The sequence below is a fragment of the Aeromonas sp. PS2Canimalfood6 genome, from assembly GCF_048276795.1.
Lineage (GTDB): Bacteria > Pseudomonadota > Gammaproteobacteria > Enterobacterales > Aeromonadaceae > Aeromonas > Aeromonas caviae.
This window is the reverse complement of the sequence record NZ_JBLUXC010000030.1, coordinates 1-19,710: the sequence shown is the minus strand read 5'-3', so window position 1 is coordinate 19,710 and position 19,710 is coordinate 1. Positions and strand designations below refer to the sequence as shown.

Genomic DNA, 19,710 nt, shown 5'->3' with positions numbered 1-19,710 from the left:
GAAGCCCGCATCATGCGGGCTTCTTGTTGGCCGTCAACCGAGGGATTAGTGAGCGATGGGGGCGGCATCCGGTTTGGTCAGCAGGCGCTCGACGTCGTCGATCACCTTGAGGGCCGCCTGGGGGCCGCCGGTGGAGGTCCAGAGTGACCCGTCCACGGCGCCGAAGCGCTTGCCCTTGATGGCGCCGAGCTGCTGGAAGGCCGGGGTCTGCTCGGCCTGCTTCATGGCATCCACCGCATCCCCGCTGGTGCTGAGGGTGCCGATCACCAGCCAGTCACCGTCCAGCAGGTTGAGGGATTCGAGGCTCAGGGCCGGGGAGTGGGGGCTCTTGTCGCCAATCTGGTGGGAGGGGCGGGTGAGCCCCATCTCGGTGACCACGCTGCTGGCAAAGGTGCCGCCGTGCATGTAGCTCGGCCCCTTGGGGTTCCAGCGCACTATGCTCATCTGCTCCCCCTGATGCTGGGCGAGCTTGCTGCGGGCCTCTGCCAGGCGGGCCTCATACCGGGTGAGGAACGCCTTGGCCTCGGCCCCCCGGTTCATCGCGTCGGCGCTGCGACCGAACACGGTTTTCCAGGGCTCGCCCCAGTTGCCGGTGACGACGGTAGGGGCGATCTCCTTGAGCAGGGCGAGGAGCTCGGGCTTGGTCTGGCCGGTGAGGATGAGGTCCGGCTCCAGATCGATGAGGGTCTCCAGATTGGGGTTGTCCAGATCCCCGACCACGGCGATCTCCTTGCCCGCCTTGTCCAGCAGATAGCGGGGCAGGGTGGACTGGCCGCGTCCATTGACGGTGCCTACCGGCTGCACCCCCAGAGTCAGGGCGCTGTCGAGATCGAGTTCGCTCAACACGACGACCCGCCGGGGCGCATCGGGGACGCTCTGAGACTGGCCGTTGGCATCGATGACCTGGCGGCTGCCCGCCTGGGCCTGGAAGCCCGTCAGGCTGGCCAGCATGAGCAAGGTGGCCAGCGGGGAGAAGATCTTCATGGTGACATCCTTATGGGTGAAATCGGTGGGCCGGAGTCTGTGGAAAGTGCCTGAGAGCCGCCCGGCCAGCCCCGAATGGGCGGGGACATGCTACCACAAAGCAAGTGAGAAGCGTTGTCATTTGTATTTGTGGCATGGCCTCGGCTTGCTTTGGTACCATCGCAGGCCCCTGTCAGGAGCCTTGCATGTTGCCTCGTTGTCCCTCACTCGATGGACCCTTTGTCCGTCAATTCGATACCTTGTGCCTGCCGGGCCTGGAGACGCTGTCTCTTCATCGGGTCAGTTTTGATCCCGCCGCCTTCTCGCCGGAGTGCTTTGGGGCCCAGGGCATCATCCTGCCTGCTTCATTGCAGGGGGCTGCCCCCAAGCGCCTCGGGGAGTTTCTGGCAGGGCGTCTCGCAGCCCGTGAGGCCCTGCGTCCCTTCGGTCTTGCAGGATGCAGCGTGGCCATCGGAGCGGCCCGGGAGCCACTCTGGCCTGAAGGGGTGGAGGGGAGCATCAGCCACAGCCGGCTGGCGGGAGAGGGGGTGGCCCTGTGTGCGGTGCGCCCGGGCCAGGAGGGAATAGGGCTGGATCTGGAGGCCTGGCTCGATGGCGACCAAGGGGCGCAGCTCTGGCCCGGCATCATGGATGGGGAGGAGTGGGGACGGCTGGAGGCGGGGGTTCACGACGCCCAGCTGAGCCTGGCAGAGGGACTGACCCTGGTGTTTTCCGCCAAGGAGAGCCTCTTCAAGGGGCTCTATCCCCGGGTGGGGCGCTACTTTGACTTTCTCGATGCCCGCTGGCTCGCCATGACGGCGCAGACTCTCACCCTGGAGCTCAAATGCCCGCTGACGCCGACCCTGCCAGCCGGCTGGCGCGCCACCCTGCACTGGCAAGCCCTGCCGGGGGGCGTGCTTACCGTCTTGCTGCTGTGAGCACGATACCAGCGCCCGGATAACGCCAACGCAAAGCCCAGAGAAAGAAACCGCCATCAGGCGGTTTCTTTCTCTGGCACAGGGCCTTGCTCAGGCCGACACGTCATGGTCGGCGCGCAGGCGGGGCACTTCGTCAGCGCGTCGGCGGGGCACGATGACAGGGGCCCCGTCGCCGGGGGCGTGCAGTATGTCCACATCGGTCTGGTAGAGGCGATCGATGAGGGGCTTGGTCACCACCTCCCGGGCCGGGCCCATGGCCTGGATGGCGCCATCCCCCAGGGCAATCAGCTCGTCGCAGTAGCGGGCGGCGGTGGCGAGATCGTGGATGACGATAAGCACCGTCTTGCCCTCGGCGGCGACCCGATGGATGGCTTCCATCACCTCGGTCTGGTGGCCGATGTCCAGCGCGCTGGTGGGCTCGTCCAGCAAGATGATGTCCGCATCCTGGGCCAGCACCATGGCGAGCCACACCCGCTGGGCCTGACCGCCGGACAGCGAACTGGCGCTCTGGTGCCAGATGGCATCGAGCTGCATCCGCTCCCGGGCCCAGTCCACCATGCGGGCATCTTCCTCGCTCCACTGATTGAACCAGCCCTGATGGGGATGGCGGCCATATTGCACCAGCTGCTCCACCAGGATACCGGGGGGGACCAGGGGGCGTTGGGGCAGATAGGCGAGTTCCCGAGCCAGGGCTTTGGCGCCATAGGCACCGAGTGGCTTCTCCTTGAGCAGGATCTCCCCGGACCGGGGCTGCTCCTGTCCCGCAAGGAGCTTGAGCAGCGTGGATTTGCCACCGCCGTTGGGGCCGACGATCCCCACCAGCTTGCCCCGGGGGAGGGAGAAGGAAATCTCCTTGAAGATGGTCTTTTGCGGGTAGCCGAACTGGAGTCGGTTCACGGTGAGCGTCATCGGGCGGCCCTCGGTCTGTATTGAAAATGGATGAATGCCATGGTCAGTCGGCCTTCTGGCGATCTTTGAGCAGGATGAAGAGCAGCAGCAGGCCGCCGAGAATGCGGGTCATGATGCCGGTGGCCACCTCGTGGGGGCTGGCCAGCACCCGCACCAGGGTGTCGCTGGCGAGCAGCATCAGGGCGCCGCACAGGGCGGCAATCCAGAGCGGCACGATGCGATCCCGGCTGAGCCAGGAGGCAAGGATGGGGGCCGCCATGGCGATGAAAACCACGGGGCCACCGATGGCGGTGCCAAGGGCTGCAACGATGATGGCCTGGGCCAGCACCCCGAGCTGCACCCGGTTCACGTTGACCCCGAGGGTGCTGGCCGTCACCGGTCCCAGGCGCAGCACGCCGAGGGAGCGGGAGAGACAGACGGTCCAGGGACAGATGAGCAGGAGCAGCAGGCTCACCGGTAGCAGGGTGCCATAGCCCTGACCGACGAAGTTGCCCATGTTCCACAGATAGAGGCTGGTGAGGTGCACCAGGGACTGGGTGGACATGACGAACTGGCCGAGGGCGTTCATCAGCTCCGAGACCCCGATGCCGATCACCACGAACAGGTAGCCCTGCTCCCCCGGCTTGTTGCACAGGGCATAGAGCACGGCGGCGGCAAACAGGGCGCCGAACGGCGCGGCCCACCAGGGCCAGGTGCCCAGCGTCAGATAGAGGGAGAAGATGATGATGGCAAGGGATGCCCCCTCGTTGACCCCTATCATGTCCGGGGTGGCGAGGCGGTTTCGCACCAGGGTCTGCACCAGGCAGCCCGAGAGTCCCATGGCGGCGCCGGCCACCAGCACCGCCAACAGGCGCGGCAGTCGGATCTTGAAGACGGTTACCTGATCGAGTCGGCTTCCCTCCCCGAGCAGGGTCTGGATCACCCCCATCATGGTGATCTTGCCGGAACCCAGGGTGAGGGCCAGCAGGGAGAGCAGGGTGAGGGCGACCAGGAGCCCCAGGGTGATGAGCCAGGCGCGGCGGTGCAGCAACAGGGTGTGGCTGCCAAGGCGAAGGCAGAGGGTGCCGCTCGGGAGTGAGAGAGAGTTCTTCATGGGCGTGGCACCTTATTTGACGGCCAGCAGGGAGCGGAAGCCGCCGCTGCGCACCACCAGGATGAGCACGGGCGCCCCGATGAGCGCCAGAATGACGCCGTTGGGCAGCTCGTAGGGCTGGATCAGCCAGCGGGCCAGCACATCGGCACCGAGCAGAAAGAGCACCCCGAACAGGGCGGAGAAGCGCACCTGGATGGCGAGGCGAACCGGCTCCACCAGGCGGGCGCAGTAGGCGGCGAGGAAGCCGACAAAGCCGATGGGACCAGCGATGGCGATGGCGCAGGCGGTGAAGAGCGTTGCGGCCAGGAGCACGCCGATCCGCACCCGGGTGGGGCGGATGCCGAGGGCCCTGGACTGGTGATCCCCCATCTGCATCAGGGTGAGAGGGCGACAGAGCGCCAGTGTCAGCAGCAGGGCGGCCAGGGCGAAGGGGACCACGGTGAGTACCGCTTCCAGACTGGAGGCGGCAAGGGACCCTAAGTTCCAGAAGCGGAACTGCTCCAGCACCACCCGGTTGGAGAGCAGCAGGAAGTTGGAAAGACCGCCGAAGGTGGCGGAGAGGGCGACCCCTACCAGGATGAGCTTGAGGGGGTTGGAGCGCCCCACCATGAGGCCGAGGCCCAGCACGATGAGGTTGCCGAGCAGGGCCCCCATGCCGGACCAGAGCAGATACCCGTAGGCGGATTCGACGCCAAACCAGGTGAGGCCGATCACCAGAGCAAAGACGGCGCCGGCATTGACCCCGAGCAGGCCGGGTTCGGCCAGAGGGTTGCGGGTGGCACTTTGCAGCATGGAGGCCGCCAGGGAGAGTGATGCCCCCACCACCAGGGCTGCCAGGGTACGGGGCAGGCGCAGGGTATGGACTATCATGGCGAGCTTTTCATCGGCCACGAAGGCGGGATCGCCCATCAGGAAACCAGCGACCTCGCGGCCACCATAGACACCGGCCCCGGTGGCCAGTGACAGACAAATCAGCAGGAAGAGGAGCAGCACGCCGAGCCAGAACAGCCGAGCTTGGTATCTGAGCACTCAATGACTCCTTGAATTCGGGGAGGCAGAAACGCAAAAAGGGAGCCCCGCGACCGGGGCTCCCGCAGACAGGATGGATTACAGCTTGTAATCGACCCCTGCGTAGACGGTGCGACCTTCCAGGATGAAGTCGGCGTCGGTCGCCACCTCGTCACGCTGGGTGTTGGTGAGGTTGGTGATGCCGAGCTTGAAGTCCAGGGCCGGCGTGACGGTCCACTTGGTGTTCACGTCCAGGGTCTGGTAGTGCTTGGAGGTGAATGCCTGGGCGTTGCGGGCCGGCACCTTGATCACCTGGCTGCCGACATACTGCCAGGCCAGGTTGGCGCTGACCACGTCGCTCGCCTTCCAGTCCAGGCCGATGTTGCCGGTGTGATCCGGGGTCTTGGCCAGATCGTCACCCGTGCTCTTGTCTTCGGAGTCCAGCAGGGTCAGGTTGCCGGTCAGCTGCACGTTGTCCAGCACGTCGAACCAGCCGGTCAGCTCCAGCCCCTTGATGCGGGCCTTCTTGACGTTGAGGTAGGTCATGACGGTCGGACGGTAGCCCGGGCCCCACTGATCGCTCTGGATCAGATCCTCGATCTCGTTGTGGAAGCCGGTCACGCCTGCACCGAAGCGATCGGCGTTGTAGGCGGTGCCAAGCTCGTAGCTGACGGAGGTTTCCGGCTTCAGATCCGGGTTGCCTATCACCTTGCAGGCGCCGCGGCAGGCGGTGGTGGCGAATCCTTCGCTGGACTGGGCCAGGGTCGGGGCCTTGAACGCCTTGCCGGCGCCGCCCTTGATCACCCACTCGTCACTCAGGGAGTAGAGGGCGTAGGCACGGGGGCTGAACTCGTTGCCATAGGTCTCGTGGTGATCCAGACGGCCGGAGAGCGTCAGGGCCAGATCCCCAAAGCCGAACTCGTCTTGCAGGTAGAGGGCGCTCTGGCTCGCATCCACGCTGCCGTTCTGGATGCTGCGGCTGTGCTCCAGCTCGGTCTTGCGGAACTCTGCACCCGAGGTCAGCAGGTGATCCCCGAGGTAGCCGCTCAACTGGCCATCCACCGTGTTGTTGGTCTGGGTGATGTCGGCGGCACCACCGTTGAGCTGGGAGTCATCCATCAGATCGGTCTGCTCGAAGTAGTAACGAGCGCGGCTGTCGAAGTGTTCCCAACGGCCGTTGTGGGTCAGCCCCAGGCTCAGGCGATCGAGTTTCTGCACGTTGTGGGGGGTGGCCGGTGCGGTCGGGGCACGGGGCACGTTGTTGAAGTAGCTGTCCATGTCGTTCTGGTTGTAACCCAGATCGAAGTCGATGTCCTGGTTGTCGGCCACCAGCCACTTCAGGCTGGAGAGCACGTTGACCACTTCCCGTTTCTCCAGGGCGTCGGCATCCGGGTTGTTGGACTGCTCGCTCTTCCAGCGATCCCGCTGATAGCCCTCCACCACCACGCTGCCCAGCAGCTTGTTGTCGATCAGGGCGCCGGAGACGAAGGCGCTACCCTGGTTGGCATCCCCGCCATCCCCCTTGGTGGGCATGGTGTGGGTGTAGCCGACGGCCGCTTCGGTGTTCTCCTTGGCCTGGCGCAGGATCACGTTGACCACGCCGCCGAGGGCATCGGCCCCGTACAGGGAGGAGACGGGACCGCGGATCACTTCGATGCGCTCGATGGCGGCCATGGGGATGGAGCTTAAGTCGAAGTCGTTGCCAAAGGAGCTGCCCAGGGTCTCGCGGGCGTTGACCCGCTTGCCGTTGACCAGCAGCAGGGTGTAGTCACCGCCCATGCCGCGGATCTTGATCTCGTTGCGACCCGTGGGGTTGGTGCCGATGATGTTGACACCGGGCACGTGCTTGAGGGCATCGCCGATGTTGTTGACGTTCATCTTGTCCAGATCGGCGCGGGTGACCACGGAGACGCTGGCCGGGGCGGTCAGCTCGGTGTGCTTGGTCTGGGTGGCGGTGACCACCACCGTTTCGTTGGCCTTGACGGACTCGGCCTGGGCCAGGCCCGGTACGGCCAGCAGACCAAGGGAGAGCAGAATGGGGTTCAGTTTAAAGAGGCCGTGCTGCAACTGCATTGTCAAAAACTCCATGGATATAACTGAGGTTATGGGGTCCGGATTCTTCTGATCCGGTGCTCACTGACTTCCTTGTCTGGCGGTGCCAGAGGCAGGATTATTGTTATCTCTTGTGCTCTTCAGGCCCCGGATGAGGAACCAGACACCGGCGCAGGCCACCAGGGTGCACGCAATGTTGATCCAGGCCAGGGTGGGGAAACCGTGCAGGGCACCCCCCTCGTCGGAGACCAGATATCTGGCGGAGAGCAGGCTGCCGAGGCCCGCAGCCACATTGGTGACCGAGCCCTGGAAAGACATGAAGGCAGCGCGCTGGTGGGGGGCCGGAATGGCCGCCGTGACCGCGAGGGTGGTGCTGGCACGGGCGGAGCTCAGGGCCATGAAGAGGGTGAACAGCAGATAGAGAGGCAGGCCTGCCGGCAAGGCAAAGCCCACCAGGGTGATCAGGGCCAGGGCCAGGCTGGTGAGCAGGATGGCGCCCTGGGCGCGGCCCTGATCGATCCAGCCGCCGCACAGGCGCATGGTGGCCATGCTGGCAAGGCCGCCGCACAGATAGAGGCTGGCGATCTGCTCGCGCGGGAAACCCAGGTTGAACTGGAAGTAGTTGGCAAAGTGCGGAATGAGCAGGAAGTGGCCGAACATCTGCAGGCAGAGGATGAAGAGCGCTCCCTGGCAGAGTGGTGACCCCAGCAACTGGCGCATCCCCTGGCCTGCCGGGGCCCGGTTGACCGGCAGGGACGGCAGCCAGATGGCACACAGCAGGGCCAGCAGCAGGCCGCCTGCACCAAACAAGAGGAAGGGGCTCTGCCAGCCAGACCACTGGGCCAGCACGAGGGCCGCGGGCACGATCAGAATGGCGGCCAGGGAAAACGCCATACCCACGTAGGCGAGACGGCGGCCCCGCTCGGCGGGCGGTACCAGATCCAGCACCGCCGCCATCAGGATGGCCCCCAGGGGGCCGGCCACGCAGCCGGACAGGATGAAAAGCAGCAGCAGTGTCTGGCTATCCTCGGCCAGGGCGCAAGCCATCAAGAGCAGGAAGCGCAGGACCAGCAGTACCAGCAGGGCGGGTTTGCGGTTGACCCGATCGAGCCAGGGGGCGGCCAGGAGGCCCAGCAGAGCGGCGCCCAGGGTGGCGCCGCCGCTGAAGTAACCTGTCTGCTCCGGCAGCATCCCCAGGCGGGTTACCAGTTCCGGGCCAAGGGGCATCACCATCATCATGCAGCCCATGGAGAGCATGTTGATGAGCAGCGCCAGGTGGATGGCGGCAGGGGTGGATGCGACGGATTCTGGCTTCATCAGAGGCTGACTCGAAAAAATGAGTCCGAATTGTATCCGAGGGTTTTTGTTGTGACAACAAATGATAACCATTTTTATTTGTATTGATTGGTATCTTAACGAGTCTTTATCAGGTGCCTCTGTATGGGGTTGCATACCAGGCCCGTTGCAATCGGGGCGCCATGGACCATGATGGCAGGAAGCGAGAGGGTGGCGGTGAACGCCGGGAGGAGAAGATGCGCGCTGGATCAGGGTATTGGGGGCTGGGGTGCTGCCTGTTGCTGGCATTGCCCCTGAGGGCCGAAGTGAAGGTCATACCGGTATTCGAGGCGGATGCCGCGGTGCAGACGCTCAAGGAGATCTACCCGGATCTCGGGGTGAGCGCCATGGGCAACCAGCTGGTACTGAGCGGAACCCCCGCCCAGTTGCAGGAGGCCGAGCGTACCCTGGCGCAAGTGAACCAGCCGCCCCAAAGCCTGCTCATCGAGTGGCGGGTGGATGGCGCTTCCAGCAGTCAGCAGGCCGGAGTGGGGCTGGGCCTGGATGCCAAACGGCAGTGGCTGCTGGAGGGGGATGCCCGGCACTATGAACGCAGCCAGAGTGACAACTGGCAGGTGCGTGGCCTCTCCGGGCGGCCCGTGCTGTTGCAGATGGGGTCCTATCAGCCGGTCACCTTTTACCAGTGGCAGGGGGGAAGGGTGGTGGGCATGATGCCGCTGATGAACGGTCTCTACGCCACCGCGACCCTGATAGGGGACAGGGTGCAGGTGGCCCTCAGCAGTGAACAGGCAAGAGTGGAGCGAGGCAACATACACACCGGCCAGAGTGCCACCGAGGTGAGCGGCGCCCCGGGCCAGTGGCTGACGGTGGGGGAGCTTTCCACAACCCAAGGCAGCCGGGAGGCCGCGATCGCCAATCCATCAGGCATGGGCAGGGCCAGCGGCAGCGAGCGCCAGACCCTGCAGATCCGGGTCACGCGCCAGTGAACCAGCCTGTCAGTGGGGCTGATCCAGAGCGTAATCCCGCAACTGGCGGCTTCTTAGCAGATACCAGAGCGCCCAGAGGCTGGCGATGAGCACCAGGGCGGTGGGCCAGTTGAACGACCACTGCTGCAGATTGAGGCTGTGCAGTTGCATCACCAGGCCGCTCGCGGTGGAGCAAAGCAGCAGAGCGCGGCTGTGGCGTCTGAGCCAGGCTCTGGCACTGTGGGTCTGGCGATGGGTGCCGCCGCAGGCGAGCAGCGCCAGCATGGCGGGCACGTCCGTCAGCAGGCTGACATAGAGGGTGAGCTTGTCCGGGTAGAAGAGGGTCAGGATGGCGCTGCCACTCTCCCGGGTGACCCCCGCCATCAGAAACAGCCAGACCGAGCGGGTCAGCAAGAGGGCGATGGGCCAGAACCAGAGCGGGGGGCGCAACTGGCCGTGATCGTCGTAACGGTGTTCGGGGTAGAGGGTCATGGTGGCCCGGTATCCATTCATGCAGTGCGAGTGATGAAGGGGATATGGGGCACAGGGCAGGCCATTGCAAGGCCGGCAACGGCCGGGAATTAATCGGGGGGCCATGCCCCCCAATCCGCAGTCTTTAGTTGCCGGGTTCCGGCGTCACAGCCAGCCTTTTCGCTTGAAGAAGAGACCGGTGCCCAGCGATGACATCACCATCAGCACCAGGGAGAGGGGATAGCCGTATTCCCAGGCGAGCTCCGGCATGCGGCCAAAGTTCATGCCATAGATGCTGGCGATAAGGGTCGGCGGCAGGAAGATGACCGCGGCTACCGAGAAGATCTTGATCACCTTGTTCTGCTCCAGATTGGTCACCCCCATGGAGGCCTCCAGCTGGAAGTTGATCTTGTCGAACAGGAACTGGGTATGGGGCAGCAGGGATTCCACGTCGTGCAGCATCTCGTCGATCCACTTGTTCTGCTCCCCCGTCATGCGCTGGCGCAGACTGCGTTTGAGAAAGCGCAGGGCGCGGCGGGTATCGTGCAGGGAGAGACGGATCTGGCCGTTGGCCTCTTCCTGGGCCATCAGCTCCTTGAGCATGGGGTTGATCTGGTCCGGCTCGAAGATCTGATCGGCGGTGTTCTCCAGGGTCTTGTACCCATCCTCGATGAGATCCGAGAGGTACTCCACCTTGAGGTTCTGCACCTCCAGCAGGATGTCGAGGGCGTCTTCGACCTCTAGCCTGTCCTGACGCATGTAGTGGCGCAGCAGACGCACCAGGCCGATGTCATCCTCGCGGATGCTGATCAGCAGGTTGTTGCGCAGGGTAAAAGAGACGTGCACACCCTTGGTGTCGCGACCGATGCGCTGGGGAAACAGGGAGTGGATGTGCAGACCGTCGGTGTCCCAGTAGAAGCGGGCGGATGCCTCGATGTCATCGAGCTCCTCCTTGTCCGGCACCTCCTCCAGGAACAGGCCCGTCAACCATTCTCGCTCCGCAGTGTCCGGCTTGTAGGCATCCAGCCAGACGGTGTTGTCGGGAACGATGTCATCCGGCCCGAGCGTGACTATGTCCAGCACCTTGTTGTTGAGAATGTAGGCGGTGATCATCTGTCCCCCCTTAAGAAGTCATGGGTAATCAGGGATGGTTGCACAGGTTCATGCGGCCTTAGATCGCACGGAAAGCGATCCCATGAAATAGCATAACGAGGCCGATGGACAACCTGAATGCGGCGAACTATACAGGGGCGGGACCCGCTTGTCAGGGCCTATTCATCGGGGGTTCAGCCTGTTCGCTCAAAAAAACGGCGAGGTCGGATCAGCCGTGGCGACCACGATGCGGGCGATCCCGGCGTCGCCTCCTTTGTTCGCCCTAGAGTGGAGGAGGGCCCGGGCTCACCGGCGGGAATGGCGGGTTGCTGGTCGCCCTGCGACAGCCCCCGGCCAAGCGCAGGAAACGGTCTCCGGGCGGTGTTCCGGGGCTGCGTCTCCTTGTTATCTGCTCTGGTGTGCGTGGGCAAGCCTGTTACAGATTGGGGTAGTTGGGGCCCGAGCCGCCCTGGGGCGGCGTCCAGACGATATTCTGGCTGGGATCCTTGATGTCGCAGGTTTTGCAGTGAATGCAGTTGGCGGCGTTGATCTGCAGCCTTGGCCGGGTATCCCCATCGAGGATCTCGAACACCCCCGCCGGGCAGTAGCGCTGGGCGGGTTCGGCCCAGGTGGGCAGGTTGACCTCGACCGGAATGCGCGCGTCCTGAAGGGTCAGGTGACAGGGTTGATCCTCGTCGTGGCTGGTGCTGGCCAGATAGACGGAGGAGAGCTTGTCGAAGCTGAGCTTGCCGTCGGGTTTGGGGTAGTCGATGGGCTGGCAACGGCTGGCCAGGCGCAGCTGGCGGTAATCCGGTTCCTTGTCCAGCAGAGTAAAAGGAGAGGTCAAGGCAAAGAGTCGTTGCTCCAGCCAGTTGAAGGCGCCGCCGAGCCAGGGGCCGAAGCGGTGCAGTGCGGCCCCAACGTTGCGGGCCCTCTTCAGTTCCCGGGTCAGCCAGCTTTGCAGCAACGCGTCCTGAAACTCGGCCAGATCCCGTCCCCCTTCATCCCCTCCTCGCAGTGCCATGGCGACCGTCGCGGCCGCCACCATGCCGGACTTCATGGCGGTGTGGATCCCCTTGATGCGGGAGAAGTCCAGGGTGCCCGCATCACAGCCGATGAGCAGGCCGCCGGGAAAGTGCATGCGCGGCAATGAATGCCAGCCCCCCTTGGTGATGGCCCGCGCGCCGTAGCTGATGCGCTCGCCCCCCTGCAACGTTGCCGCGATGAGGGGGTGGTGCTTGAGACGCTGGAATTCGTCAAAGGGGCTGAGCCAGGGATTCTGGTAGTTGAGATCGACGATAAGGCCGACCGCCACCTGATCCTGGGCCAGATGATAGAGATAGAAGCCCCCCTGACTCTTGTTGCCCTTTCCCTCCCCAAGGGGCCAGCCGCTGCCATGGAGCACCCGCCCAGGATGGGATTGTCCCGCAGGCACCTGCCACACCTCCTTGAAGCCGATGGCGTAATGCTGTGGTTGGGCGGCATTTTCCAGATGGAATCGGGCGATCAGCTGTTTGCCGAGGTGGCCGCGCGCCCCTTCGGCAAACAGGGTATAGCGGCCATACAGGGCCATGCCGGGCACGTGATCCGGCTTGGGGTTGCCCTCCTTGTCGAGGCCCAGATCGCCGGTCACCACCCCGCGTACCCGGCCCTCTTCCACGATGAGGGTGCTCGCCGCAAAGCCCGGGTAGATCTCGACACCGAGGGCCTCGGCCTGCTTGCCGAGCCAGCGGCAGAGGGTGCCGAGGCTGATGATGTGGCTGCCGTCGTTGTGCATGCGGGGTGGCACCGCCCAGTGGGGCAACTGCAGGGAGCGGCTGTCGCTTTGCAGCAGATGGACCTGATCATCCGTCACCGGCACGCCGAGGGGGGCCTCCTGCCAGCTCTCTGGCAGCAGCTCCCTGAGGGCGACGGGATCGAGCAGGGCGCCGGAGATGAGGTGGGCGCCTATCTCGGCCCCCTTCTCCAGCAGGCAGACCGAGAGGGCCGGGGCCTGCTGCTTCAATGCGATGGCGGCGCTCAGGCCTGCCGGGCCGCCACCGACGATGACGACATCAAATTCCATTGCTTCGCGTTCCATCTTGCCTCTGCGCTCGACTTGGCCTAGGGTAGTGCTGGTAGTTTACGTAAACGTAAACCACTTTGTCAGCAGAAAAGTGAGTGACGACAAGGTGGACCCACACAACAGGTATGAGGGATGACCGCCATGAAGCTGCTGGTCGCAGTCAAACGGGTCGTTGATTACAACGTCAGGATCCGGGTCAAGGGGGATGGCTCCGATGTGGAGCTCGCCAATGTGAAGATGGGCATCAACCCGTTTTGTGAAATCGCGGTGGAGGAGGGGGTCAGGCTGCGGGAAGCCGGCGTGGCATCCGAGCTGGTGGTGGTGACCTTCGGCCCCGAGGCGGCGGCCGAGCAGTTGCGCCATGCCCTGGCGCTGGGGGCGGATCGGGCGCTGCACTATGTTGCCGGCGAGACCCTGACTCCGCTCACCGTGGCCCGGGCCCTGCAAACGGTGTGCGGGCAGGAGCAGCCCGACTTGGTGCTGCTCGGCAAACAGTCCATCGATTCCGACAACAACCAGGTGGGGCAGATGCTCGCCGCTCTCAATGACTGGCCGCTTGCCACCTTCGCTTCCGCCATCAGGCTGGTGGAGGGGGAATTGCAGGTGACCCGCGAGATAGACGGTGGTCTCGAGACCCTCGGCATGGCGCTGCCCGCCGTGGTGACCGTGGACTTGCGCCTCAACGAGCCGCGTTTCGCCTCCCTCCCCAACATCATGAAGGCCAAGCGCAAGCCGCTGGAGAGCCAGCCGTTCGCCGCCCTCGGGGTGGTGCCGGCCGACCAGACACGGCAGCTCGGGGTGATGGCGCCGCCGGTGCGCAGCGCCGGCATCAGGGTGGGCTCGGTGGACGAGCTGCTGGACAAGCTCAAGCACGAAGCCCGGGTGCTCTGATGGGCAGGGGCATGAGAGGGATGCCTCCCGCAGGCGTGAGCGCCATGCATGGGGCAGCGGCCCCGGGGAGCAAGGGATCAATGGATGACATGAAGGTGCTGCCATGAGCGTACTTGTGATTGCGGAACATCATCAGGGGCGGATCGCCGACAACCTGGCCCAGCTGGTCACGGCGGCGGGGCGCCTGGGGGGCGAGGTGCATCTCTTGCTGCTGGGGCAGGGGCTGACGGAGGCGGGGGAGCAGGCCGCCGCCCTCACGGGGGTAAACCGGGTGCTGCTGGCGGAACATCCCATGCTGGCGGAGGGGCTCAACGACGGGGTAGACAGACTGCTCGCCGAGGTGGCCAGGGACTACCAGCACTGCCTGATGGCGGCCAGCAGCCAGGGCAAGGATCTGCTGCCGCGGGTGGCAGCCAGGCTCGGGGTGGAGATGATCGCCGAGGTGACCGGCATCGAGGGGCCCGACACTTTCCTGCGTCCCATCTATGCGGGCAACGCCATCGCCCGGGTGGCGAGCAGCGCCCCCATCAAGGTGCTCACCGTGCGGCCCACCGCGTTCGCCAAGGCCGGGTCCGGGGAGGAGCGTGCCGTGATGGAATCGCTGCCGGTGGGCGAGGTGCGCTGCCGTACCCGGCTCATCGAGCGGCGTGCGGTGCGCTCCGCCAGACCCGAGCTCGGGGCGGCCCGGGTGGTGGTCTCCGGCGGGCGGGCACTCGGCTCGAAAGAGCACTTTGCCCTCATCGACGCCCTGGCGGACAAGCTGGGGGCTGCCGTCGGGGCATCGCGGGCCGCCGTGGATGCGGGTTATGTCTCCAACGACCTGCAGGTGGGGCAGACCGGCAAGGTGGTGGCCCCCGAGCTCTACATCGCGGTGGGCATCTCGGGCGCCATCCAGCATCTGGCGGGGATGAAGGAGTCCAAGGTGATCGTCGCCATCAACAAGGACGCGGAGGCCCCCATCTTCCAGGTGGCGGACTACGGTCTGGTGGGGGATCTCTTCACCCTGCTGCCGGAGCTCACCGCCAAGCTGTAAATTTGCCACAAAGGGGCGAAGAAAGCCGTCCGTGCTGTCTCGCCCCCGTTTCCATGCATATTCTCTGCAAGCCCTGGTCCGTTCAGGGCTTTTGTCTGATGAGTGCCCGGTGGCGCCAGGGCAAAAGGTTGCGCTGGATCCCAAAAAGCCTTTGCCCCCACGGGGGGCTGTCGTGTAAAAACGTTCGAGTCACCGATCACACACATCCATTCACGGAAAGCGTCATGAGCAAACAGATTTACAACTTCTGCGCCGGCCCCGCCATGTTGCCGGTTGAAGTCATGGAGCGCGCCCAGCGCGAATTTTGTAATTTCCAGGGGCTGGGAGCCTCGGTCATGGAGCTTTCCCATCGCGGCAAGCCCTATATGGCGGTCGCCGAGAAGGCCGAAGCGGACCTGCGCGACCTGCTGGCGGTGCCGGACAACTACAAGGTGCTCTTCATGCACGGCGGTGGCCGCGGCCAGTTCTCCGCCGTGCCCATGAACCTGCTGGGTGGCGCCAACAAGAAGGCGGATTACCTGGTGACCGGCGTCTGGGCCCAGAGCGCCGTGGATGAAGCCCAGAAATACGGTGACATCCAGACCTTCCAGGGGGTGGCCAAGAATGAGCAGGGGGTCTCCCACCTGCTGCCGACGCCGGCGTTTCGCGCCGATGCCGCCTATGTGCACTACTGCCCGAACGAAACCATCGATGGCATCGAGATGTTCGACATCCCGGCCACCGGCGATGTGCCCCTGGTGGCGGATCTCTCCTCCACCATCCTCTCCCGTCCCCTCGACGTGAGCCGCTTCGGCATCCTCTACGCCGGTGCCCAGAAGAACATCGGCCCCTCTGGTCTGGCCATCGCCATCGTGCGCGACGACCTGCTGAACCAGGCCCGTGCCGATGTGCCGTCCATCTTTGACTACCAGCTCACCGCCAAGAACGACTCCATGTTCAACACACCCCCCACCTACGCCTGGTACCTGGCCGGTCTGGTGTTCGAGTGGCTCAAGGAGCAGGGTGGCCTGGCGGCGATGGAAGCACGCAACAAGGAGAAGGCCGACTTCCTCTACGGCTACCTCGATCAGTCGAGCTTCTATGGCAACAAGGTGGATGTGGCCTGCCGCTCCCGCATGAACGTGCCCTTCCAGCTGAAAAACGAGGCTCTGGACAAGCTGTTCCTGGCGGAGTCGGAAGCGGCCGGTCTGCTGGCCCTCAAGGGACACCGCATCGTCGGTGGCATGCGCGCCAGCCTCTACAACGCCATGCCCCTGGAAGGGGTCAAGGCCCTGGTCAGCTTTATGGATGACTTTGCCAAACGCCACGGTTGAGGCGTGTCTCCCCATTGCCAGACGCCGGGGACTCCCCGGCGTCTGTTTTTCAGACCCATCCTGACCCAGGCTGCCGTCTCCCGCGGTCGTGCCACTGTCGAACTTGCCGCGGGGGACGCGGGCTGTTAACGTCCGGTCAGGTGATTTAATTGAGATCGAACAGGAAGTCTATGAATTCGTTGCGTTTGGAACCCATTTCTAGTGTGGCCGGGGTGGTCAATCTGCCCGGCTCCAAGAGTGTCTCTAACCGGGCCCTGCTGCTGGCGGCCCTGGCCCGGGGCACCACCCGGCTGACCAACCTGCTCGACAGCGATGACATCCGCCACATGCTGGCGGCGCTGACCCAGCTCGGCGTCAAGTACAAGCTCTCCGCCGACAAGACCGAGTGCACCGTGCACGGTCTGGGTCGCAGCTTCGCGGTCTCGGCACCGGTCAACCTGTTCCTCGGCAATGCCGGTACTGCCATGCGCCCCCTGTGCGCCGCCCTGTGCCTGGGCTCCGGCGAGTACACCCTGGGCGGCGAGCCGCGCATGGAAGAGCGCCCCATCGGCCATCTGGTGGATGCCCTGCGCGAAGCGGGTGCCCACATCCAGTACCTGAAGAAAGATGGCTATCCGCCCCTGGTGGTGGATGCCAAGGGGCTCTGGGGTGGCGATGTCCACATCGACGGTTCCGTCTCCAGCCAGTTCCTGACGGCGTTCTTGATGGCGGCCCCCATGGCGGCCGGCGACACCCGCATCCACATCAAGGGGGAGCTGGTCTCCAAGCCCTACATCGACATCACCCTGCACATCATGAAGCAGTTCGGGGTGGTCATCGAGCACGACGACTACAAGGTGTTCTACATCAAGGGCAACCAGACCTATGTCAGCCCGGGGGACTTCCTGGTGGAAGGGGATGCCTCCAGCGCCTCCTACTTCCTCGCGGCGGGCGCCATCAAGGGCAAGGTGCGGGTTACCGGCATCGGCAAGCACAGCATCCAGGGGGACATCCACTTCGCCGACGTACTGGAGAAGATGGGGGCCCGCATCACCTGGGGCGATGACTTCATCGAGGCCGAGCAGGGGCCGTTGCACGGCATCGACATGGACATGAACCACATCCCGGATGCGGCCATGACCATCGCCACCACGGCGCTGTTTGCCGAGGGCACCACCACCATCCGCAACATCTACAACTGGCGGGTGAAGGAGACCGACCGCCTGCACGCCATGGCGACCGAGCTGCGCAAGCTGGGCGTGGAAGTGGAGGAGGGGCACGACTTCATCACCGTGATCCCGCCCGCACAGCTGACCCACGCGGCCATCGACACCTACAACGATCACCGCATCGCCATGTGCTTCTCCCTGGTGGCGCTCTCCGATACGCCGGTCACCATCAATGATCCGGGTTGCACTTCCAAGACCTTCCCGGACTACTTCGACAAGCTGGCCAGCGTCAGTCAGGCCTGAGCCCTTTCGGCCCGCTTCGTGCGGGCCTTTTCATCTCTGCCCCCCGCTTTTTTCATGCCTCCTAGCAGCATTATGCAAACTTGCAAGGTGCGATAATAAAATTCCTTGTCGAAGAATGTAATTTTCTATTTACACCGACCCGGCACAGGGCTAGATTGAGATCTCTTTATCGCAGTCATCTAGCAGGAAACTTGGTCATGCAGCATCAAACCGACGACGTTCGTATCAGTGAAATCAAAGAGTTATTGCCCCCGGTTGCGGTGCTTGAGAAGTTTCCGGCGACCGACACCGCCTCGGCCACCGTGTTTGAATCCCGTCAGGCCATCCACAACATCCTGGCCGGCGACGATGATCGCCTGCTGGTGGTGATCGGCCCCTGCTCCATCCACGATCCGGTCGCCGCCCTGGAATACGGCAAACGCCTCAAGGTGCTGCGCGACGAGCTGAAAGATCAGCTGGAGATCGTGATGCGGGTCTACTTCGAAAAACCCCGTACCACAGTGGGCTGGAAGGGGCTGATCAACGACCCCTACCTCGACAACAGCTGCCAGATCAACGACGGCCTGCGCCTGGGTCGCAAGCTCTTGCTGGATCTCAACGACATGGGGCTGCCGACCGCCTCCGAGTTCCTCGACATGATCACCCCGCAATACGTGGCGGATCTGATGAGCTGGGGTGCCATCGGCGCCCGTACCACCGAATCCCAGGTACACCGCGAGCTGGCCTCCGGTCTCTCCTGCCCGGTGGGCTTCAAGAACGGCACCGACGGCACCATCAAGGTGGCCATCGACGCCATCGGCGCCGCCAGCGCCCCGCACCACTTCCTGTCGGTGACCAAGTACGGGCACTCCGCCATCGTCTCGACCGCTGGCAACCCGGACTGTCACATCATCCTGCGCGGTGGCCGCGAGCCCAACTACAGCGCCCGTCACGTGGATGAGGTGGTGAGTGGTCTGGACAAGGCCGGTCTGCCCCAGAAAGTGATGATCGACTTCAGCCACGCCAACAGCAGCAAGCAGTTCAAGAACCAGATGCTGGTGGCCGAGGACGTGGCCGGTCAGCTGCGTGCCGGCAGCAAGGCGGTGTTCGGCGTCATGGTGGAGAGTCACCTGGTGGAAGGGCGTCAGGATCTGGTGGACGGGTGCGAGCTCACCTTCGGCCAGAGCATCACCGACGCCTGCATCGGCTGGGCCGATACCGAGGTGCTGCTGCGCAACCTGGCGGACGCTGTGGCCGCTCGCAACGCCCTCTGAGCCCAAGGCGCCCCGTTGGCGGGGCAATAAAAAAGCGCGACCCTGGGTCGCGCTTTTTGTTTGGCCATCTCTCGGCAGGTCGCGGTTTACTTGGCCCGCTCCTGGTGGCCGCGCAGGCGGATGTTGATCATCTCCACCACCAGCGAGAAGGCCATGGCGAAGTAGATGTAACCCTTGGGAATGTGCAGATCCAGCCCTTCGGCCATCAGCGCCACCCCGACCAGGATAAGGAAGGAGAGGGCCAGCATCTTGATGGTGGGGTGGGTATCGACGAAGTCGCCGATGGCCTTGGCGGCAAACATCATGACGCCGACGGCGATGATGATAGCCAGCACCATGACAGGGACATGATCCGCCATGCCCACGGCGGTGATGACGGAGTCCAGGCTGAAGATGATGTCGAGGATGGCGATCTGCACCAGGGTGGACAGGAAGCCCGCGGTCTTGCTCACCACACCCGCCTCTTCGGCGGCCCCTTCCAGGCTCTGGTGGATCTCGTGGGTGCTCTTGGCGATGAGGAACAGACCCCCCACCAGCAGGATGAGATCCCGTCCCGAGATGGCTTCCCCCAGCACGGTGAAGAGGGGCTCGGTGAGGCGCATCACCCAGGCCAGGGAGAGCAGCAGCAGGATGCGGGTGCCCATGGCGAGCCCCAGCCCCAGGATGCGCGCTTTCTGGCGCTGGGCTTCCGGCAGGCGACCCACCAGGATGGAGATGAAAATGATGTTGTCGATGCCGAGCACGATCTCTAGCAGGGTCAGGGTGGCGAGCGCGACCCAGGCGGAGGGGTCAGCAATCCATCTTAAATGCGAAAGGGGACTCCCTCCGACGTAGGTGGGAGGGGAATTTCGCCGGGGCGTCAGCCCCGCTGGTTTTGAATGTATTGCTTGATCACCTCCAACGGTGCTCCGCCGCAA

At 64.3% G+C, this 19,710-nt stretch carries 17 protein-coding genes; 7 read left to right on the top strand and 10 right to left on the bottom strand.

The window, feature by feature from the left end:
• Positions 1-45 precede the first annotated feature (45 nt).
• A complete protein-coding gene (locus tag ACNPAA_RS13085) occupies positions 46-984 on the bottom strand; it encodes an iron-siderophore ABC transporter substrate-binding protein (RefSeq protein WP_069652597.1) in 939 nt (312 codons plus the stop codon).
• 185 nt (positions 985-1,169) lie between these two features.
• On the opposite strand from ACNPAA_RS13085, the gene ACNPAA_RS13080 reads away from it, so the two are divergent.
• Positions 1,170-1,901, top strand: a complete 732-nt coding sequence (locus tag ACNPAA_RS13080) for a 4'-phosphopantetheinyl transferase family protein (protein ID WP_417891811.1) — start codon at positions 1,170-1,172, stop codon at positions 1,899-1,901.
• A 90-nt stretch (positions 1,902-1,991) separates the two neighbouring features.
• Here ACNPAA_RS13080 and ACNPAA_RS13075 read toward each other — a convergent pair whose 3' ends face one another.
• The 5 genes from ACNPAA_RS13075 to ACNPAA_RS13055 all read right to left on the bottom strand — a co-directional run bounded on the left by ACNPAA_RS13075 (position 1,992) and on the right by ACNPAA_RS13055 (position 8,280).
• Positions 1,992-2,810 carry an amonabactin ABC transporter ATP-binding protein gene (locus tag ACNPAA_RS13075; protein WP_124244602.1) on the bottom strand — a complete coding sequence of 273 codons (819 nt, stop codon included), beginning with the start codon at positions 2,808-2,810 and terminating at the stop codon, positions 1,992-1,994.
• Positions 2,811-2,853: 43 nt separating this feature from the next.
• Positions 2,854-3,903 carry an amonabactin ABC transporter permease subunit 1 gene (locus ACNPAA_RS13070; RefSeq protein WP_043155877.1) on the bottom strand — a complete coding sequence of 350 codons (1,050 nt, stop codon included), beginning with the start codon at positions 3,901-3,903 and terminating at the stop codon, positions 2,854-2,856.
• A gap of 12 nt (positions 3,904-3,915) precedes the next feature.
• Positions 3,916-4,932 carry an amonabactin ABC transporter permease subunit 2 gene (locus tag ACNPAA_RS13065; RefSeq protein WP_010674444.1) on the bottom strand — a complete coding sequence of 339 codons (1,017 nt, stop codon included), beginning with the start codon at positions 4,930-4,932 and terminating at the stop codon, positions 3,916-3,918.
• Between the two features lie 78 nt (positions 4,933-5,010).
• Positions 5,011-6,984 carry a siderophore amonabactin TonB-dependent receptor gene (locus ACNPAA_RS13060; protein ID WP_010674445.1) on the bottom strand — a complete coding sequence of 658 codons (1,974 nt, stop codon included), beginning with the start codon at positions 6,982-6,984 and terminating at the stop codon, positions 5,011-5,013.
• 60 nt (positions 6,985-7,044) lie between these two features.
• Entirely contained in the window at positions 7,045-8,280 is a 1,236-nt protein-coding gene (locus tag ACNPAA_RS13055; RefSeq protein WP_182976547.1) for an MFS transporter, read from the bottom strand.
• A 215-nt stretch (positions 8,281-8,495) separates the two neighbouring features.
• On the opposite strand from ACNPAA_RS13055, the gene ACNPAA_RS13050 reads away from it, so the two are divergent.
• Positions 8,496-9,245 carry a hypothetical protein gene (locus ACNPAA_RS13050; RefSeq protein WP_041215335.1) on the top strand — a complete coding sequence of 250 codons (750 nt, stop codon included), beginning with the start codon at positions 8,496-8,498 and terminating at the stop codon, positions 9,243-9,245.
• 9 nt (positions 9,246-9,254) lie between these two features.
• On the opposite strand, the gene ACNPAA_RS13045 is transcribed toward ACNPAA_RS13050, so the two are convergent.
• The 3 genes from ACNPAA_RS13045 to ACNPAA_RS13035 form a co-directional block, all read right to left on the bottom strand.
• The gene (locus tag ACNPAA_RS13045) at positions 9,255-9,716 is read right to left on the bottom strand and encodes a DUF2919 domain-containing protein (protein WP_045524977.1); all 462 of its coding nucleotides are present in this window, start codon (positions 9,714-9,716) and stop codon (positions 9,255-9,257) included.
• A 144-nt stretch (positions 9,717-9,860) separates the two neighbouring features.
• Complete coding sequence (gene corA, locus ACNPAA_RS13040) at positions 9,861-10,808, bottom strand: magnesium/cobalt transporter CorA (protein ID WP_005301617.1); 948 nt, start codon at positions 10,806-10,808, stop codon at positions 9,861-9,863.
• A gap of 415 nt (positions 10,809-11,223) precedes the next feature.
• Positions 11,224-12,867 carry an electron transfer flavoprotein-ubiquinone oxidoreductase gene (locus ACNPAA_RS13035; protein ID WP_274798627.1) on the bottom strand — a complete coding sequence of 548 codons (1,644 nt, stop codon included), beginning with the start codon at positions 12,865-12,867 and terminating at the stop codon, positions 11,224-11,226.
• 126 nt (positions 12,868-12,993) lie between these two features.
• On the opposite strand from ACNPAA_RS13035, the gene ACNPAA_RS13030 reads away from it, so the two are divergent.
• From ACNPAA_RS13030 to aroG, 5 genes are all read left to right on the top strand, one after another.
• Positions 12,994-13,743, top strand: coding sequence for an electron transfer flavoprotein subunit beta/FixA family protein (locus ACNPAA_RS13030; RefSeq protein ID WP_279955738.1), 750 nt, complete (start codon positions 12,994-12,996; stop codon positions 13,741-13,743).
• 103 nt (positions 13,744-13,846) lie between these two features.
• Positions 13,847-14,776 (top strand): electron transfer flavoprotein subunit alpha/FixB family protein, encoded by a 930-nt coding sequence (locus tag ACNPAA_RS13025; RefSeq protein WP_104452801.1) that lies wholly within the window; start codon positions 13,847-13,849, stop codon positions 14,774-14,776.
• A 224-nt stretch (positions 14,777-15,000) separates the two neighbouring features.
• Positions 15,001-16,089 (top strand): 3-phosphoserine/phosphohydroxythreonine transaminase, encoded by a 1,089-nt coding sequence (serC, locus tag ACNPAA_RS13020; protein ID WP_010674452.1) that lies wholly within the window; start codon positions 15,001-15,003, stop codon positions 16,087-16,089.
• A gap of 170 nt (positions 16,090-16,259) precedes the next feature.
• Positions 16,260-17,540: a 3-phosphoshikimate 1-carboxyvinyltransferase gene (gene aroA, locus ACNPAA_RS13015; RefSeq protein WP_041212941.1), complete on the top strand. Its 1,281-nt coding sequence runs from the start codon at positions 16,260-16,262 to the stop codon at positions 17,538-17,540.
• 197 nt (positions 17,541-17,737) lie between these two features.
• Entirely contained in the window at positions 17,738-18,793 is a 1,056-nt protein-coding gene (gene aroG / locus ACNPAA_RS13010; protein ID WP_041212942.1) for a 3-deoxy-7-phosphoheptulonate synthase AroG, read from the top strand.
• Positions 18,794-18,879: 86 nt separating this feature from the next.
• Here aroG and ACNPAA_RS13005 read toward each other — a convergent pair whose 3' ends face one another.
• Positions 18,880-19,656: a TerC family protein gene (locus ACNPAA_RS13005; protein WP_410488225.1), complete on the bottom strand. Its 777-nt coding sequence runs from the start codon at positions 19,654-19,656 to the stop codon at positions 18,880-18,882.
• Between the last annotated feature and the right edge of the window lie 54 nt (positions 19,657-19,710).

Excerpts from the sequence above, each read along its gene's own strand:
- ACNPAA_RS13085 (WP_069652597.1), bottom strand. The coding sequence starts at position 984 with ATGAAGATCTTCTCCCCGCTGGCCACCTTGCTCATGCTGGCCAGCCTG.
- ACNPAA_RS13080 (WP_417891811.1), top strand. The coding sequence starts at position 1,170 with ATGTTGCCTCGTTGTCCCTCACTCGATGGACCCTTTGTCCGTCAATTC.
- ACNPAA_RS13075 (WP_124244602.1), bottom strand. The coding sequence starts at position 2,810 with ATGACGCTCACCGTGAACCGACTCCAGTTCGGCTACCCGCAAAAGACC.
- ACNPAA_RS13070 (WP_043155877.1), bottom strand. The coding sequence starts at position 3,903 with ATGAAGAACTCTCTCTCACTCCCGAGCGGCACCCTCTGCCTTCGCCTT.
- ACNPAA_RS13060 (WP_010674445.1), bottom strand. The coding sequence starts at position 6,984 with ATGCAGTTGCAGCACGGCCTCTTTAAACTGAACCCCATTCTGCTCTCC.
- ACNPAA_RS13055 (WP_182976547.1), bottom strand. The coding sequence starts at position 8,280 with ATGAAGCCAGAATCCGTCGCATCCACCCCTGCCGCCATCCACCTGGCG.
- ACNPAA_RS13050 (WP_041215335.1), top strand. The coding sequence starts at position 8,496 with ATGCGCGCTGGATCAGGGTATTGGGGGCTGGGGTGCTGCCTGTTGCTG.
- ACNPAA_RS13045 (WP_045524977.1), bottom strand. The coding sequence starts at position 9,716 with ATGACCCTCTACCCCGAACACCGTTACGACGATCACGGCCAGTTGCGC.
- corA (WP_005301617.1), bottom strand. The coding sequence starts at position 10,808 with ATGATCACCGCCTACATTCTCAACAACAAGGTGCTGGACATAGTCACG.
- ACNPAA_RS13035 (WP_274798627.1), bottom strand. The coding sequence starts at position 12,867 with ATGGAACGCGAAGCAATGGAATTTGATGTCGTCATCGTCGGTGGCGGC.
- ACNPAA_RS13030 (WP_279955738.1), top strand. The coding sequence starts at position 12,994 with ATGAAGCTGCTGGTCGCAGTCAAACGGGTCGTTGATTACAACGTCAGG.
- ACNPAA_RS13025 (WP_104452801.1), top strand. The coding sequence starts at position 13,847 with ATGAGCGTACTTGTGATTGCGGAACATCATCAGGGGCGGATCGCCGAC.
- serC (WP_010674452.1), top strand. The coding sequence starts at position 15,001 with ATGAGCAAACAGATTTACAACTTCTGCGCCGGCCCCGCCATGTTGCCG.
- aroA (WP_041212941.1), top strand. The coding sequence starts at position 16,260 with ATGAATTCGTTGCGTTTGGAACCCATTTCTAGTGTGGCCGGGGTGGTC.
- aroG (WP_041212942.1), top strand. The coding sequence starts at position 17,738 with ATGCAGCATCAAACCGACGACGTTCGTATCAGTGAAATCAAAGAGTTA.